Here is a 15,926-nt window from a genome sequence, read left to right as displayed (position 1 = left end):
GCGGGTGCGGGTCGCAGGCGGGCCGATCCGCGTCATCACGCCGAAGCCGCGCGAGACGCGCGGGGCGCCCTTCGGCCCGGGCGTGGAGTGGCTGGCGCTGGAGGATCGCTTCGCCTTCTACGGAGGCGGCATCTCGTTCATCGCCCCGACGGGAGAGCCGCCAGCACCGCAGGCCAGCGATCCAACGACGCCGGTGAAGGGGCCTTTCTCGGCGGATTTCCGCTGGGTCACGCTGCCCGAGGGGCCGCACGGCCCGATCCGGCTGACCGAGGCTCAGGCCGCGGTGTTCGACGCGCTGTGGTCGTTCAAGGGCGAGCCCCGCACCGCCGACCAGATCATGCGGCGCGCCGGGCTGGACAGTGACAAGCCCATCGACGTGTTCAAGGTCAAGGCGCGCGACAAGGGCAAGCCCGAGGCCGAAGGGCCGCTCTTCGCCTATCGTGCGCTCGTGGTGGTGCAGGGACGCCAGGGGCTGTACTCGATGCCCTGTGCTGCAGCGGCGACTGCGGCGCGGGCTTGATGCCTTGCTCTTCCAAGCACGATGAACAACCGATCGCGGCGACACACGTGCAAGTCGTTGACGGGCAAGCCCGTCTGCGTGCGCTCCGGCGAAGAAGTTGGCGCGGGTTTTGAGAGAACTGAGAGCAGAAGAGAGTCGAACCGGGCGACTTCCGGCCACCCTGCCACTACCGCGTGGCACACGCGGAACGCCGCCAAACCCCGCATGGTGTCGCGGAGCCCGCAAACGAAAACGCCCAACCGATGAGGGTTGGGCGTTAGGTATTGGTGGAGCGGAGGAGGATCGAACTCCCGACCTTCGCATTGCGAACGCAAATGCACTGCATTGCAATACAACGACTTATGGACTTTTAGGGATTTTTTGCCACACTTTTCCCACACCTGAGTGGGGGCGGGATGGCGACTTTCCGGAAGCGAGGGCCTGGTCAGTGGGAGGTGCAGATCCGCCGGCGCGGATACCCAGCCCAAAGCAAGACCTTCGACAGTAAGACCGAAGCCGAAGCCTGGGCCCAGATGATCGAGTCGGAGATGGCCCGCGGGGTCTGGCTCAGTCGCAGCGAGGCCGAATCGACGACGCTCCATGAACTCCTGGAATGGTACGAGAAGGAGATTGTCCCTAGCAAGAAGGGCCAGGCACAGGAGCGCTCCGTTTTGGCAGTCTGGCGCGCCACGGATCTTGCAAAGCGCTTTGTCGCCACTATCCGCAGTTCCGACATTGCCTCCATCCGGGATGAGTGGATGCGGTCCTTCCAGGCCGCCACAGTGCTGCGCCGTCTCTCCGTACTTTCCCACGTCTTCAACGTCGCTCGACGCGAGTGGGGTATGGAGAGCATCTCCAATCCCGTTGAACTGGTCCGAAAACCAGCAGCCAACAACGCACGATCACGGCGGGTAGCACAACCAGAAGCCAGTAACCGACCGCAAGCCATCACCGGAGAGCTAGATCGCGTTATCGCCGCCACAGAGTCAAAAGTGCTACCGGCCATCATTCGCCTTGCCGTTGAAACCGCAATGCGCCGAAGCGAGCTTGTTGGCCTCCGCTGGGAGCACGTCGACCTCAAGCGCAGGGTGGCGCACCTCCCAGCGACCAAGAACGGCACCTCGCGGGACGTTCCACTTTCGACGATCGCCGTATCCGAACTCGCGGCACTGCAATCCAAGCTGTCCAAGGATGGACCTAAGACGCTAGCCCGAGGCAGGATTTTCTCCATCCGCGAGGACGCTGTTACCCGTGCATTCGAGCGCGCGGTAGCACGCGCAAGGCAGATCTATGAGGTCGAGCGCCGAGAGGCAGGAACGGCTCCAGACCGCGGCTTCCTGGTCGACCTTCGGTTTCATGACCTGCGCCATGAGGCGGCATCACGGATGGCGTCTGTTTACCAGCTTCACGAGCTGGCTAAGGTGACCGGGCACAAGGACCCGCGCATGCTGATGCGCTACTACCACCCTAGAGCCGAGGAGTTGGCTCGAAAGCTTGCTTGATTATTTGACCCGAACAGCACTGGCCGCTCTTCGACCGAAGGCCTGGATGTGAGCGTGAGCCCGAGCGCGCTGCGGCCCCGATGCACAGGAATTTCACTGGTGGTAAAATTCCAGCTGGGCCCGGCGTGCTGGTTCGTCGCGGACTATGAGAAGGCGAAAGGTCATGAATATCGGGCGGGCAATCCGGCTGTGCCGTACCAAGCGAGAAGCCTCGCAAGGTGCCGTTGCGCGCCAAGCCAGTTGCTCGGTTTCGTACCTGTCGATGCTCGAGAACAATAAGCGCGACCCGACGCTGTCAACGCTTATAAGGGTCGCGCAGGCGCTTCAGGTTCCCGTCGGCTTGCTATTCTTCCTAGCATCGGAGCAGGAGGATCTCGGGCCGATAGATGAGAAGACCGCCGGCGACCTGATGCAATCCATCCTGGCATCGCTGGCCAAGCCAACCAACGCAACCGCGCAAACGGGTGAGCAACATGGCTAGTGCCGAACAACTCAAGGCGTTGGTGAAGTCCTACATCGACCGGGACGATCGACAGTTCTACTCGGTTGCCATGCAGGTTGCGGCGCATGAGGCCAAGCTCGGTCACGGCAGGCTGGCCGAAGATCTGCGCGACATGATCGACGCCGCAAAGTCGCGAGCCGCGAATGGCGAACAGTCAGGCAAGTTGGTTCCTCTCGCTCGTCCTCGCGGCGAGCTCGCCAGTCTGCTGACAGTTGCTTACCCGAAGAGCAGGCTGGTCGACATGGTGCTCGACCCGGATGTGGCCGCGCAGATCGAGCGCATTCTGAAGGAGCAACGGCTGCTTTCGCGCATCCGCGAGCACGGCTTGTCGCCTCGACGCAAGTTGCTTCTGGTCGGTCCGCCGGGAACGGGCAAGACGATGACCGCATCCGTGCTGGCAGCGGAACTCGGCGTACCACTGTTCACGGTGAGGTTCGACGCGCTTATCACCAAGTTCATGGGTGAGACTGCGGCCAAGCTGCGTCAGATCTTTGATGCGGTCACCGAAGTTCGCGGCGTGTACTTCTTCGACGAGTTCGACGCGATCGGCTCCCAGCGGGGGCTTGCAAACGATGTGGGCGAGATCAGGCGCGTACTGAACAGTTTCCTGCAGATGATCGAGAGCGATCAGTCCAACAGTCTGATCGTCGCCGCCACCAATCATGCGGAGATCCTTGATTACGCGCTCTTCCGCCGCTTCGACGATGTCATCGAGTACCACTTGCCTACGCCGGATCAGGCGGCAAATCTGATCAAGTCGCGGTTGGGGAAGTTCGTGCCCAAGCCGTTCCCGCTAAAGGCGGTCGCGTCGAAAGCCGACGGGTTGAGCTATGCGGAGATACGGCGTGCGGTCGACGACGCCATCAAAGAGGCTGTCATGCATGACGAGTCGCGGGTGAACGGCGAGATATTGAACCGCGCACTGGAAGATCGTCGGAAACTGAGCCTGAGAACGGACAAGAAGAAGGCAGCCCCGAACCATGCCGGATCAACCAGCCGATAAGCGGCCGCACCTAGTTCTGCAAGACACTTCCAAGGCGGTTGGCTTCACGGCGCACTCCGCTGGAGGCGGCGCGACCAGCGTTGTTCCGGATTTACCACGACAGCAGCATGGACAAGCCTTGCGTGCACAGATCGAGGCATTGAAACCTGTCTCCACCGAAGTGGTTCATACCCAGGCGCAGCAGGGGCTGGAAAGCGGCCTCGGCCTGCAGATCCAGTTCGCCAGTCAGCCGGATGTCGAACTGGCATTCGAGAGCTTGGCGAACGAAACTCAGAAGATCGAACTGCTCAGTGTGCGAAGGGATGGGACCCACACGTACGCCAACGTATTCGTGCCTGACGGCAAGTTGGCGCATTTCGAAAGATACGTCACCGAATATCTGGAAGAAAAGAAGGACAAGAACGGCAATGCGCGCGACCATCGGGCGCTGCTCAATACGATAGCCTCGATCCGCGCCGCGGAGCTGCGCGCGTTGTGGACTGACGAGCCAGCCCTATTGCCAGACGACGTCACCGTTCCTTTCTGGTGGGAAGTTTGGCTTCCGGTCCGCGGCCAGCGTCAGGCCGTCGTAGAGGACTTCAAGAAGCTGGCGAGACTGGCCGAATGCGTCGTCAGCGACAAGCAGGTCGAATTCCCGGAGCGAACCGTACTCCTGATGTACGGCTCGCAGCAGCAATTTTCCCGCTCGGTGATGACCTTGAACTGTGTCGCGGAGCTTCGTTACGCCAAGGAAACCGCCGAGTTCTTCGACGGGATGACGGTTGCCGAGCAGCAGGAGTGGGCGGACGACCTATTGCAGCGCGCTCAGATGCCGGAAGGAGATGTGCCGCGGATCTGCTTCCTGGACACCGGCGTCAACCGAGGGCACCCGCTGCTTGCGCCTTTGATGGATGCAGCGGACCTGCACACGATCGAGCCGGCATGGGGTGTCGACGATACCGCTAACCACGGCACCGGCCTTGCCGGACTCGCAGGCTACGGCGATCTGACGGATGCGTTGGCCTTGACCGGGCCAATAGAGATTCCGCACCGACTCGAATCCGTCAAGCTGGTACCCAAGGACGGCGGGAACAACGGAGATGCGCGCCACCACGCCTATCTCTTTACCGAAGGCGTTGCGCGCCCCGAAGTAGCTGCTCCGAATCGGGCGCGGGTTTTCACTTCGGCGGTGAGCGCATCGGATTACCGCGATCGCGGGCGCCCCTCATCGTGGTCCTCGGCGGTGGACAAACTGGCTGCCGATACCGATGGGGCAGGCCAGTACCCACGCCTGTTCGTGCTGTCGGCCGGGAATATCCGCGATCCGAATGCTTGGGCTGCATACCCCGCCAGCCTCTCCACCAATCTCGTACATGACCCAGGTCAGGCGTGGAATGCCATCACGGTCGGAGCGTTCACGCACAAGGCCGATACGGAAGGGCACGCCTCGCTCAAGGCGATCGCTGCCGAGGGCGGTCCGAGTCCGTTCTCCACGACATCGAGAACGTGGGATGGGGCATGGCCGCTGAAGCCCGACGTGATGTTCGAAGGCGGGAACGCGGCCAAGGACGATTTCGGCGCCGTAGGCATGGCCAGCCTGAATCTACTGACTACCCATAATGAACCCGTCGATCGTCTGTTCACGACCACGAACGCGACCAGTGCCGCATCCGCGCTGTGCGCGCGCATGGCCGCGCAGATCATGGCGGCATATCCGAACCTGCGGCCGGAGACCGTCCGCGCGCTCATCGTCCATTCGGCCGAGTGGACCGAAGCCATGCGTGCGATGTACCTGCCGGCCGGGCATGGACCCAGCAAGAGCGATTACGTTCACCTGATCCGTCATTGCGGCTGGGGCGTCCCCGACTTGGAGCGGGCACTGTGGAGCGCAGGCAATTCGCTGACGCTCGTCGTGGAAGACGTGGTGCATCCCTACGCGAAGGTGAAGGACAAGGGCGTCATCACGCGCGACATGAACCTGCACGCCCTGCCCTGGCCCATGGAGGAGCTGGAGGCCCTGCAGGATTCGCAGGTCGAGTTGCGTGTGACGCTCTCTTATTTCATCGAGCCAAATCCCTCAGCTCGCGGCTCGACCTCAAAGTTCTACTACCCGTCGCATCGCCTGCGATTTGATGTTCAGCGTCCGCTGGATGGTTCCACCGACGATTTCGTGGCACGGATCAATGCGGCGGCCCAGCGCGAAGACGAAGGCGATCCAGTCAATCCGAAAGACCCGAATTGGTATTTGGGCGAACTGAAGCGGCACCGTGGATCGCTGCATCAGGATGTGTGGACGGGCACGGCCGCAGAGTTGGCCAGCCGGGGATTTGTCGCCGTCTATCCGTCGGCTGGCTGGTGGCGCACGCGCCCGGCGCTGGAGAGGTACGACCTGCCTGCGCAGGTATAGTCTCGTCGTCTCAATCCGCACGCAGCAAACCGACATCGACTTGTACAACGCGATTGTGCAGAAGATACCGATCGTTGAGCCGGTCATTGTCGAAGTGTGATATCGCAGGAATGTTCGAATCGAGAGGATTCGTGATCGCCCCTGGTTGATTGTCGCGGCTCACTGATCGTGGAACTGGCGCCAGCTCGCAGACCAGGGAGCGTCCAACAACCCGCTGGCAGCCAGCCAAGCTAAACGCAAGGCATTCGCATCGACCATGGCGTGGTGCCGGCGTGCGGCCTCTTCGGGGTTCGCCAAGAACCAGTCCTCTAGAATCATTGAAATTAGATCGTCGCGAACTAGCTCCCTGCGTACGGCGCGCTCGGAACTCGCTCGAGACCTCGGATCGCCGCGCTTGGGGAACCCCTTCACCGCCATGTCGAGCATCACTTCGTCGACAGCATAGTCATAGAGGACTACAGGGTCAGACACTGAGCCCAAGAACCGATTCAGCTTCTCTGAAAACACTGCGTCTGGGAGCGCGACGACCCCGCGCTCTAGGAGTGGGTAGACGTTCTCCTTTACGAACGCGGTTGGCTCGGCTGGAAGAACGGCTCGCTCGGCGTAAAATCGTCGCTGACCGTCCGCACTGATTAGAGCCAGGCTGACGAGCTGCTCGCCTTCCAGGTCGGCCCATTCGGTATCTAGAAAGAGTTGGGTTGGCATTGGCGTGTCGTTATCGCGGTTGTTCAGCCGATACCGCATCTTGTGCTTCGACTGCTCGGTCACTGTTCTACGGCCATTGCCAGGCTCCCGCGGCCACTCGACATGCTCAAGCCTCGCCGTAATAGAGCAACAGCTGCCCCTCCGGGCCGCGGTGCATGCCTTCGTGGCTCCAGAACGCCTCGCAGGTTTCCCCGCTGCGTACCTGCAGCGGGGTTCCAGCCACTAACGCATCGACGTCCTTAGTTCTCATGCGGTTTGCCGAAAGTCAGTTTCCAATCTTGATCGGCTTTGGCTTCCAACCCTCACGTGGATCACGATAGCGCGTCGCTTCGCGAATAGACGTTGCCTTGGCCGCCTCGGCCTGCTGCTCCGCCGCCAGGTGAGTTCCCTCGGACTGCATCTGGGCGACCATCAGCTCGCGAAGCTGCTGCAGCTGTTCGATTTGCGCCAGCGCGATCTGATTGCCGGCGTCGATCGCCGACTTCTGACCGTCCGCCGACTGTGCGGCTGACTTGAGGGCGTTGATCGCCTGTGACTCGCTCTGGATGCCTTGGATCTGCATGTTCGCCACGCGCATCGCACCGAGCACGGAATCCCTCGCTGTCTCGTTCCACTCGCGATAGCTCTCCGAGTAGTTCTTCTGGGGCTTATAGCCTGGGAACTTTGCCTTGAACGCCTGCTCGTAGTTCCCGACCGTCACCGCGAGGGATTTTCCTTCCTGCATGACGCCATCGAGCCGACCGAGCGCGTCGATGAAGGAATTGAGATCTTTTGCCTGCAAGCCGCGGGTGTTCTGTAGCATGTTCTGATACTGCTGGATCTGATTCCGTATCTGCTGGGCTTCGTTGATGTTGCTCTGGACCGCCCTCAGCTGCGTGAGAAAGTTCTGCACGTAGTTGGTCGGGTCGATCACGACCCATTGCGCCGTCGCTGGTGTGGGGATAGTGAGCGCCGCGGTTCCTAAAGTTGTCGCAAACGCCAGCGATAGGGCGCGGAAAGCATGATTCGTCATAGTGGTTCTCCAGTTAGTCTTCGGGATCGAAGCGAATCGAAACTGTGCTGCTCGGGGCCGTGTCTTGAGGGATCTGGGGTGCTCGGATTGGCGCGCCGCCTTTAGGACCATCGTTAGCCTTGGACTCGAATAGAGGCCGTGGCCGAACATCCGCGACGCCCGCTACGGGGCGGGAAATATCTGCGCTTTCGAGCGAAGAGGCTGGACGTGCCGGAGCCTCGTGGCTGGCCTCCGGGGAGACCGCGGTCTGTTCGACCGCATGCCCTGCGTCTCGATCACCAGTGCCGGATCCGGCAGTCCTTTCTTCGCGCGTCGCTTGCAGTGTGTCGCTTAGCCGGTTCGCAGCTCGGGTGCCGATGTTGCTGACATCACGTCCGCGCGCGTCATGAGCATTAGGCGAAGGCGGCGATAGCCCAACTTTTGCCTTCATTGACGAGCCAGCTTCCGTGCGCAGTGCGCTAGCGGCATGTCCCAGGCCCTTGATGGCGGCCATGCTTCCGGAAGCGCCTTGCTCTTTCGCTAGCGCGGTGCCAGCACTGGTAGCCTGCACGGCGCCTTTGGTGGCCGCCGCCAGCGAGCCAACAGCTGCCGAAACCCCACCTGTGGCGACTGTCGCCCCTGCGGCGGCACCGCCGGCGGCTGCCGCAGCGGGGCCCAGTACATCAGCGGCTCCGAGGCTGATCGACCCGCTGACCAAGCTCGCAGCCACCTTGGGGATCGACCAGGCCAAAGCAGCGAAGACTGCCGCGCCCACCATAATCTGGAGCGCCTGCCTCAGAATGTCGCCCGCACCATTTTCGACGGTGAGCGCCTGTGGCCAGCTCTCCGCCAACTGCACGCCCAAGCCTACGATCACGTACAGCATGAACAGTTGTGTGCCGGCGCTGATAGCGTAGGCGAGGTAGTTCTTGGGAATATCGCGGGTAAACGAGATCCCGCCAAACCCGAGCAACAACACACCGCCGTAGACGATTAGGTGCAGTTCGATCACGCGAATGAGGAACAGCACTCCCACAGCCGCGAAGCACACAAGAATGGCAATGGCCACAAGCGCCAGCGGCAAGCCGAAGGCCGCCGTTTCGCCCCAGCCCATCGCGCCAATGGCATCGAAGATACGGAAGCAAGAGTCGAAGCCAAGTATCACGACACCGGAGGCCGATAGCGTTCCTGCCTGGCCAATCCGGGCACCAGCATCGGTGAAGTACCCGACGAACTGCATGACGAAGGCCGGCCCGGCATTCACCAGCCATAGGAAGAATCCAAACTTGAGAATCTCCAGCGTGAACTTGGCGACGAAAGCCGGGAGGTTCCCTTCGCCGGTCAAGGCTTGCCGATAGAGGAAAAGCGCCAGGCTGATGATGCTCAACAGCCCGAACAGGCAGACCGTGGGCGTTCCTAACGCCGTACTCGGTCGTGTTCCTGGCTCGTTCACGATGCAGCCCAGCCGCACCGACGAGTTGGGGAGTAAGGGCTTCCAAGCCCCGGACCCCAATGGTCAGAAAAAGCGTGTTTTAGACAGATGGCCGAGCGGTACGACAAGAAGGCCCATGCTCGGGTTTCATACAAGGTGAAGCCGTTCTACTAGGCGGCAACATCCACCTGATGACTGGACCACTCGCGGAAGCGTTGGTGCTCATCGAGCATTCCAAGCATCAAGCCTTCAGCTAACGCATCCATAGTGGCCCGCTCCCCGTCCACTTGGTGGACGTACTGGCCGTATTGCTGCAGCAACGCCAAGGTGCCCGGGTCAGAAATGGTAATGACGAGCGCCATAGAAACTCCTTCTTCTACTGTTAAAGACCTTGAGTACGCGCCTTGGTCAGAAGAGCTTCGATGATCGCGCTAGGCCCTTTGCCTGTGCGGTCTTGAAGATCAGCTAAGGCACGCGCTCCCCCTGCACGCAAGGCAATCTGAAGAATTCGTCCACCGCCTTCCTTGATCTTCGTGCGGCGGCGCTCCGCGGCTCTGGCTCGAGCTTCAGGGCGACTCATCAAATCCTCCTCGCGTTCTGCAAACGTATAGCATGTGAACCTCCTGTGCAATCAGTCTGCGCTAATGATTCCGCGCGCAACGATCTTCGACTTGTGGAATCCACAAGTCGAGGACGCCGAGCTGGAGGATGCTGATGGTCATGAGTCTCCTCTTCGAGTTGTGGATTCCACAACTCGACGCCGTTGTTGGCTGCTGGACGAACGCGCAAATCCAATCCCGCGTCTTGCGAATTGTGGAACCCGCAAGTCGGACGGCGAACCGGAAACATTGCTGCGGGCGCGTCCCTTGACGACTTGTGGATTCCACAAGTGAGCGTGCTCTGATCGGCTACTCGTAAAGGTGCGTTATTCCGCGACGTGTACTACGTTGTAGCACACCACTTACTTCGGCGTATTACGACTGAGAGATAGGCGCGGCCTGGCATAGAGGCCGAATAATGGTCGAGGTGTAATACACCCTTTATGTTCCACTATGCTGGTGTCGGTGCGTCTGTTTTCTGGCGCTCTGGTGTTTGGCTTGTGGAATCCACAAGTCGCTGGTCGGAGGGAATCAGAAGGCGGCGGTGGTTGTGGGCGCGGGGCCATTCCCATTTGCCAATGCAACCACGGCATTTCGGTGCTCAAGGAATACCCAACCCCTCCAGAGCCATTTCGACTTGTGGATTCCACAAGTCGATCGCTGGGCAGCGAGCACTAGCCGCCAATCGCGGTCAAGGGCCGCTCAAGTCTGTTGCGCCGGTCCGCTGTCCCACGACCGTCGAAGGAACGCCTATCGACTTGTGGAATCCACAAGTCGATCTTGTGCCCCATCAACGAGCCCCGACTTGTGGATTCCACAAGTCGAGGCCGGCCCAAGGTCAACCGCGCGCCTCCGCGGCGGGAAAATGAGTGCCCAAGTTGTTCTGAGCCGCTTCGTCGGAGCCTATAAGTGCGGCCCTCGCTGCGTGCATCGCTGCGATGCCCTTGGCGCGGGCGTCGGGATCGCGCCGTCTAGCCTCTGCTGCGGCCTCCGTTTCCCGGCGCTTGCGTATAGCCTCGGCCTCGGCCGCGCGACGGCGGCGCTCAGCCTCAACCGCGATCGCTAGGTTGGGAACGTAGTCCCCCCGTCTTGCCCGGTCAGCTACTTTGGTTAGCCACCAGATCGCATCACGTAGCGGAGGAGTGGTCTTGGCGAAGCGTCCTGCAAGCTCATCCAGGACCTGCTGCTGGATCGCCCCCGGTAGACCATCCAAAATCCCAACCACTACTACGCGTTGCTCCTCCGCAAGCTGGGGAGGCATGACCAAGTCGCACTTGGCGGAAACAGTAGTGGTCTTTGTGCTGGTCTTCGTATTAGTGCTTCTAGGAGGGCGGCCCCCGGACGTCGGTCGGCCGGACGCCGGCTGACCGGAGCTCGGTTCACCGGAGTTCGTAGATTGAAGTCCGGAGCGACCACCGGAGTTCAATGGTTGAACTCCGGTATGGGGAGGCGTTGGGGTGTCGCTTATCGTGACGATGGTTGTCCAGCGACCACGCTCGACTTGGCGGCGCTCCCAGACGACATAGCCGCGGTCACGCAGCTCGCGGAGTGCCTTAAGGATGACGTGGCGACCTTCATTTGGGGATTGTTTTGCCAGGTCAGCCGAGGACATCCTGTAGCCGTCCATATTCGCGAGCAGGCGGACGGCGATGCCGCGAGCCCTAAAGGACACTTGGTCGTCCATCAGAAGCGTGTGGGGAAGGACTTCAAACTGAGCCAATCGTGGCGCTCGCACGATGATCATGCGCGCCCCCGGTCTTGCCTCCCAGAGCGGGCGAGTTGCTCGACCTTTGTGGGACGTCCGCGGCGCCGCGGTGCCGTCACTGGTGGTGGCGGAGAACTAATGGCCGAGACAACATGCTTTTCCAGCCAACGATTCACGTCCTCTTCGCGCCATAGAAGACGCTTGGTACCGGGCTGTCGGCACATGGGAGGAAGGGCTTGTGGGTTGCGGCAAACGTCGCTTCGTATCGAAGCGATGGATTTGTGAATCCGTTTTGCCAGGTCTTCTACGCGCAGAAGGGCAGGCACGTGAGGCTGCATTCAGAGCCCCCTTTGCCAGAACCGCGACGTACGCGGGTCGCTACTGCACGGGGCAGCTGAGCGGACGAAATGAAAGGTATCGCTTAGATCGCGAAGGGTGTAATTCATGGTTGGCCTCGGAAGTAACGGAAAGCACAACCCGCCTACGCGCGTCGCTTCCCCGGCCACCTAATTTGAAACCTCAGTGTTGGCGCACTGCGGCTTCTTGCTTCCGAGCCCATCCAGACTCGAACGAAGCGCTGCAACTGGTTCAACAAGGTCCGCCAGTCGCATTGCATTGCAGGTTGCTGCGCCGAATTTGCTTTGTCAAGCCTATGCACTCATACGAGTGCAGGAGTGATCATTTAAGGATTCCAGTTCGATCGGCCAAAGGGGCCGATCTCCTAGTTGGCCTACCCGACAGCTTCCGACCAAAGCGGTCGGTGCCTGGATCAGTCTGACCGCGGCAGTGGGAGGGCGCACTGCGGTAGATTGTCGGGAAGGATAGGTGCTCATGACGAGCCATGCTCTTAGGGGGGAAGCATGTTTCGACGAATTGAATCCATTTCTCAATCTGCAGTCTGGGACGGCTATGACGGACGAACGAGCCAAGCGCCTGACTTCGCACGATATAACTTGATCTATGGCTGGAACGCTTCCGGCAAGACAACGCTTTCCCGTGTCTTCGGGCTGTTGAATGAGGCCTCCACAAATCGGCTGCCGACCGGCGCATTTGTACGAGTCAGCGTTGGGCAGGATGTACTGGATAGCCGGAAAGAGCAGGATCGGGGGCGGATCCCCGTGCGCATCTTCAACCGTGACTTCATCGACGCAAACCTGCAGCGGGACGACTACACGCAAGCGCCTGCCTTGTTCATCGTGGGCGAAGACAACATCCGGCTGAGTAACCGCATTGCGTCGTTGACCCGACGGCGGGAACGTGTATTGGCAATGTATCGCTCGGTCCAAAAGAAGCAGGGCGAGAACAGTGGCGCCAGGGAGAAAGCAGCAACCGACCTAGCTAGGGAGTGCGGAACGATGCTAGGTGTCCGCGATTTTAGGGCGCCCAATCTGAAAGGTATCCAACAAAGCATGGCCGCGCCGGATGACCATCTTCTCGACGCTGCCACTCTGCAAGCAATGGTCAACCAGGCGCGGGACCAGAATGAGTTCGCGCCCATTCGCAACCTGCCAGTGGTGTTCCCTTCGCTCCCGCCCGGAGTAGATGAAATCGCTGGGTTGTTGAGAGAGACACCCAGGCAGAACACGATCAAGCGCTTGACTGACGACCTCGCACTGAGCGATTGGGTGCGTACCGGTCTGCGATTTCATGAGCACAATACGACCTGTGCCTTCTGTGGAAACGATGCAGCGCAAGCGCTCGAAGCCTACGCTAACCATTTCTCCGACGAGTATCGTCAGCAGCACGCTGCCATCACGGCGGCAATCGGACGGCTGGAACAGCCTAGGCAGGCACACATCTTCCCGCATGAAAAGGAGTGGGTTCCCGATGTCCGGGCCAAGGTCCAGGCAGCCCTGAGCCGCCTCGCTGCCTGGGAAGAGCGAGAAAGCGAGATTCGTGCGGGTTGGGCTGGCTTGCTGAGGGAGAAGCTTGCCAATATGGAGACGGCATTCACCGTGGGAGCGATTGAAGATCGAGCTCCCGAGTTGACAGGCATCCTTGCGGAGCTGCATCAGGCAAAGGACGACCACAACCGCGCGTGTGACGAACTTGCTTCCAGGCGTCGGAACGCAGCCGAGAAAGTGAAGGAGCACTTCGCAGCCCGGTTTGTGCTCGACCCCGGAGCGGCGGAAGCGATCGCCTTCTTGAGCCAGGTTGAAGCGGAGCTGGGGCGAATCAAAAGCATCGGACAGAAGATCGCAGCGCAGGCGGCGACGGCGAATACTGAGCTACAGCGTAGTTCGGTGGCCGCAAGCCAGATCAATGGACTACTAAAGCGGTTGCTCGGTCCGAGCATCTCTGTCGAACAGGCTCAGGACAATCGGATTCAGTTCATCCGCGAAGGTCAGCCGGCTACCAACATGAGCGACGGTGAGCGAACGGCGATCTCACTGGCGTACTTCCTGGTCAGCTTGGGGCAGAACGGTCAGCGGCTTGAGGATCTGGTCGTCTTCGTGGATGACCCGATCTGCAGCCTCGACGCCAACCACATCTATGACGTGGCCTACCTGCTCGTCACGAGCCTAAAGGCGTGTCGGCAGCTCTTCATTTCGACGCACAGCTCGGAGTTCTTCAACACGATTAAGCAGGACTGGGCTGACCGCGGTGGTAAGTTCAAGCCGCAGCATGTGGCGTATCTCATCTACCGGGAGGGGCGAGGCACTAGCCAGCTTCTCGTGTTGCCGGATCATCTGGCGAAGTTCCGTTCCGACTATCACCACGTCTTCTACTGCCTGCGCCAGTTTCAGGCGAGCGCCAGCCAGGAGGTTGATGCCTATCTGAGCTGTCCGAACTTGCTCAGGCGGTTCTTGGAGATGTATCTCGGCTTCCGGCGGCCCACACCTAAGGGTTACCTGACCAAGCTTGATGTGTTGTTCGACGACGAAGTGGAGCGAGGCGCGGTCGCAAGGTACGTGGACGAGGGGTCGCACAGCGCATCAACGCTCCGCCTGCTGGAGTTCTCCGACTTCCCCGCAATGTCGCGGGGAATGGTAGAGCGCGTAATGCGGGCATTGGAGCGGGTGGACCCTGATCACTATTCAGTGTTGGTGGCGGAAACCACCTAGGCATCTAGGTCCGCTCCTAGCCGGGAACTGTCGCCGAGGAAGCGTCGACTGCCGACCCCAAGAGAACATTACGAAATGTCCGCCATTCTGGGGGTGCCTCTAATGAAGGCTGTCAGATAGCTCGTCCGTTTCAGGGCAAGCCATTTTTTCTTGGTGACTTGCAACGGCTACCCCCAGGACGTGCGAGACGAAATTGACGAACGAGATGGCCTTCAATCCATTGACTTCGGTCGGAAAGTCCGTGCTCTCCCCGTGCATGACGGCGTGGCGATTGAGCTGAGACACTTTTGCCCGTCGCTGCTGGGAGCTCTCCTTGATCGGGATCGCGCGCAAGAGTGGCTCCAGGTATGCGCGCTCAATGGTTTCCGGATCGATGCGCTTGGCAAAGCGGCTGACGCCGTTTCCGGTGAAGATCCAATGCCCCGTCAGGTCAAAGCAAATTCCATCCGCCTGGGCGAACAATGCCGGAATGGAGAGACTGTATTTGCCTTCACGGTGGGCCGCGAAAGCATCCTTGAGGAGATGGGCGCGCAGGGGGTGGTCTGCACACAGCGTTTTCTCGATCCTCTCCAATGAAGAACGGAAGTGCTCTGCCAGCTCATCGCTGACTTCTTCGGCAGAGTCGTTCTCTAAGTCTTCCTTGAAGTGCACGATGTCGGAGACGGCCATCTCCGGATCCAAATACCAGCCCGCCGCCGCAAGGGCAACGAGGTTTTCCTTGACCCGAGCCGGGTAATTCCGCCAGTAGCTGGAAACCTCGGTGAATGAGGGGAGCTTGGTACGGAGGGGCTCGAGCAGGCTATCTATGCTCTTGAACTGATTGCGTAGCGCTTGTTGCGTTCGGAGAACTTCGGCTTCATGCAGGCTCTGGAAGGACTGGATGGAGCGGAGGCTTTCAGTGAGCGCATGGCCGGCCAGGGTCTGATCCCACTTGGGGCGCAGAAGCTCCATCATTTGGCGGTGCCGCTTGGTATGTTCGTCGACGAATTGCGTAATTGAACTTTCCGCCGCGCTGCGTGCGATCTGTCCGATCGTGTCCTGAATCGTATTGAGCGGGCGGATAGCCAGTTCGACTTGGCGCATCTGCTCCCCAAGCGAGTTGCGCACAGTGTTTTGCCATTGCTCGGCAATGGAACCGCCCATGATCTTGCGGAATTGCTCCGTCATTGAGCCGTTTGTGAGGGCTTTGAACTGAGATCTGCTAGTGAGGGCCTTGATCTGGTCTGCTGCCGAAAACTGGCTCTTGTAGAACTTGGAAGCTTCGAAGCTCGCCAGGCCGCTGGGACGCTTGACGACCTTGGTCGGGACATCGCCCTGCTGGGAAGGTGATCCGTTGCCGGTAGCGCTACTCGTGGTTTCTGCAACGAGGGGGGGCTGAGCAGGAGCGGCGGCCGGATCTTCCTTAACCAGGCCGGGCTTGTCATTCTCTGGGTGATCGGAAATCACGAGGAAATACCTTCGAAGAGGTGGCCTACCGCCTATGACGATACGGCGAGGTCGGCCTCCAAGCCAGGGTATTGAAGTTCCGCAGTAGAAA

The 15,926-nt window shown here is 60.4% G+C and carries 12 protein-coding genes; 6 read left to right on the top strand and 6 right to left on the bottom strand.

The window, feature by feature from the left end:
* From EDC50_RS06345 to EDC50_RS06325, 5 genes are all read left to right on the top strand, one after another.
* A partial coding sequence (locus EDC50_RS06345; protein ID WP_211326898.1) for a hypothetical protein occupies positions 1 to 520 on the top strand: 520 nt, incomplete at its 5' end.
* A gap of 434 nt (positions 521 to 954) precedes the next feature.
* Positions 955 to 2,001: an integrase gene (locus EDC50_RS06340; RefSeq protein WP_242002945.1), complete on the top strand. Its 1,047-nt coding sequence runs from the start codon at positions 955 to 957 to the stop codon at positions 1,999 to 2,001.
* 163 nt (positions 2,002 to 2,164) lie between these two features.
* Complete coding sequence (locus tag EDC50_RS06335; protein WP_123769571.1) at positions 2,165 to 2,482, top strand: helix-turn-helix domain-containing protein; 318 nt, start codon at positions 2,165 to 2,167, stop codon at positions 2,480 to 2,482.
* Positions 2,475 to 3,506 (top strand): AAA family ATPase, encoded by a 1,032-nt coding sequence (locus EDC50_RS06330; protein ID WP_123769570.1) that lies wholly within the window; start codon positions 2,475 to 2,477, stop codon positions 3,504 to 3,506. Before EDC50_RS06335 ends, EDC50_RS06330 begins: the two co-directional genes overlap by 8 nt.
* 118 nt (positions 3,507 to 3,624) lie before the next feature.
* On the top strand, positions 3,625 to 5,892 hold the full coding sequence (locus EDC50_RS06325) for a S8 family peptidase (RefSeq protein ID WP_199742048.1): 2,268 nt from the start codon (positions 3,625 to 3,627) through the stop codon (positions 5,890 to 5,892).
* Positions 5,893 to 6,051: 159 nt separating this feature from the next.
* Here EDC50_RS06325 and EDC50_RS06320 read toward each other — a convergent pair whose 3' ends face one another.
* The 5 genes from EDC50_RS06320 to EDC50_RS06300 form a co-directional block, all read right to left on the bottom strand.
* Entirely contained in the window at positions 6,052 to 6,660 is a 609-nt protein-coding gene (locus EDC50_RS06320; RefSeq protein ID WP_123769569.1) for a 3'-5' exoribonuclease, read from the bottom strand.
* A 202-nt stretch (positions 6,661 to 6,862) separates the two neighbouring features.
* Entirely contained in the window at positions 6,863 to 7,609 is a 747-nt protein-coding gene (gene trbJ, locus EDC50_RS06315; protein ID WP_158635651.1) for a P-type conjugative transfer protein TrbJ, read from the bottom strand.
* Between the two features lie 13 nt (positions 7,610 to 7,622).
* Entirely contained in the window at positions 7,623 to 9,041 is a 1,419-nt protein-coding gene (gene trbL / locus EDC50_RS06310; protein WP_277872337.1) for a P-type conjugative transfer protein TrbL, read from the bottom strand.
* A 149-nt stretch (positions 9,042 to 9,190) separates the two neighbouring features.
* Positions 9,191 to 9,382: a hypothetical protein gene (locus EDC50_RS06305; RefSeq protein ID WP_123769566.1), complete on the bottom strand. Its 192-nt coding sequence runs from the start codon at positions 9,380 to 9,382 to the stop codon at positions 9,191 to 9,193.
* A gap of 1,075 nt (positions 9,383 to 10,457) precedes the next feature.
* Positions 10,458 to 11,363 carry a hypothetical protein gene (locus EDC50_RS06300; protein WP_123769565.1) on the bottom strand — a complete coding sequence of 302 codons (906 nt, stop codon included), beginning with the start codon at positions 11,361 to 11,363 and terminating at the stop codon, positions 10,458 to 10,460.
* Between the two features lie 821 nt (positions 11,364 to 12,184).
* Between EDC50_RS06300 and EDC50_RS06290 the strand changes: the two genes are divergently transcribed.
* The gene (locus EDC50_RS06290) at positions 12,185 to 14,389 is read left to right on the top strand and encodes an AAA family ATPase (protein WP_123769563.1); all 2,205 of its coding nucleotides are present in this window, start codon (positions 12,185 to 12,187) and stop codon (positions 14,387 to 14,389) included.
* Between the two features lie 99 nt (positions 14,390 to 14,488).
* Here EDC50_RS06290 and EDC50_RS06285 read toward each other — a convergent pair whose 3' ends face one another.
* Positions 14,489 to 15,835 (bottom strand): hypothetical protein, encoded by a 1,347-nt coding sequence (locus tag EDC50_RS06285; protein ID WP_123769562.1) that lies wholly within the window; start codon positions 15,833 to 15,835, stop codon positions 14,489 to 14,491.
* Positions 15,836 to 15,926 lie beyond the last annotated feature (91 nt).

Source organism: Vulcaniibacterium tengchongense (assembly GCF_003814555.1).
Taxonomy (GTDB): Bacteria; Pseudomonadota; Gammaproteobacteria; order Xanthomonadales; family Xanthomonadaceae; genus Vulcaniibacterium; species Vulcaniibacterium tengchongense.
This window is presented reverse-complemented; position numbering and strand designations above follow the sequence as displayed.

Coding starts and splice junctions, on each gene's coding strand:
- EDC50_RS06335 (WP_123769571.1), top strand. CDS start 2,165: ATGAATATCGGGCGGGCAATCCGGCTGTGCCGTACCAAGCGAGAAGCC.
- EDC50_RS06330 (WP_123769570.1), top strand. CDS start 2,475: ATGGCTAGTGCCGAACAACTCAAGGCGTTGGTGAAGTCCTACATCGAC.
- trbJ (WP_158635651.1), bottom strand. CDS start 7,609: ATGACGAATCATGCTTTCCGCGCCCTATCGCTGGCGTTTGCGACAACT.
- EDC50_RS06305 (WP_123769566.1), bottom strand. CDS start 9,382: ATGGCGCTCGTCATTACCATTTCTGACCCGGGCACCTTGGCGTTGCTG.
- EDC50_RS06300 (WP_123769565.1), bottom strand. CDS start 11,363: ATGATCATCGTGCGAGCGCCACGATTGGCTCAGTTTGAAGTCCTTCCC.
- EDC50_RS06290 (WP_123769563.1), top strand. CDS start 12,185: ATGTTTCGACGAATTGAATCCATTTCTCAATCTGCAGTCTGGGACGGC.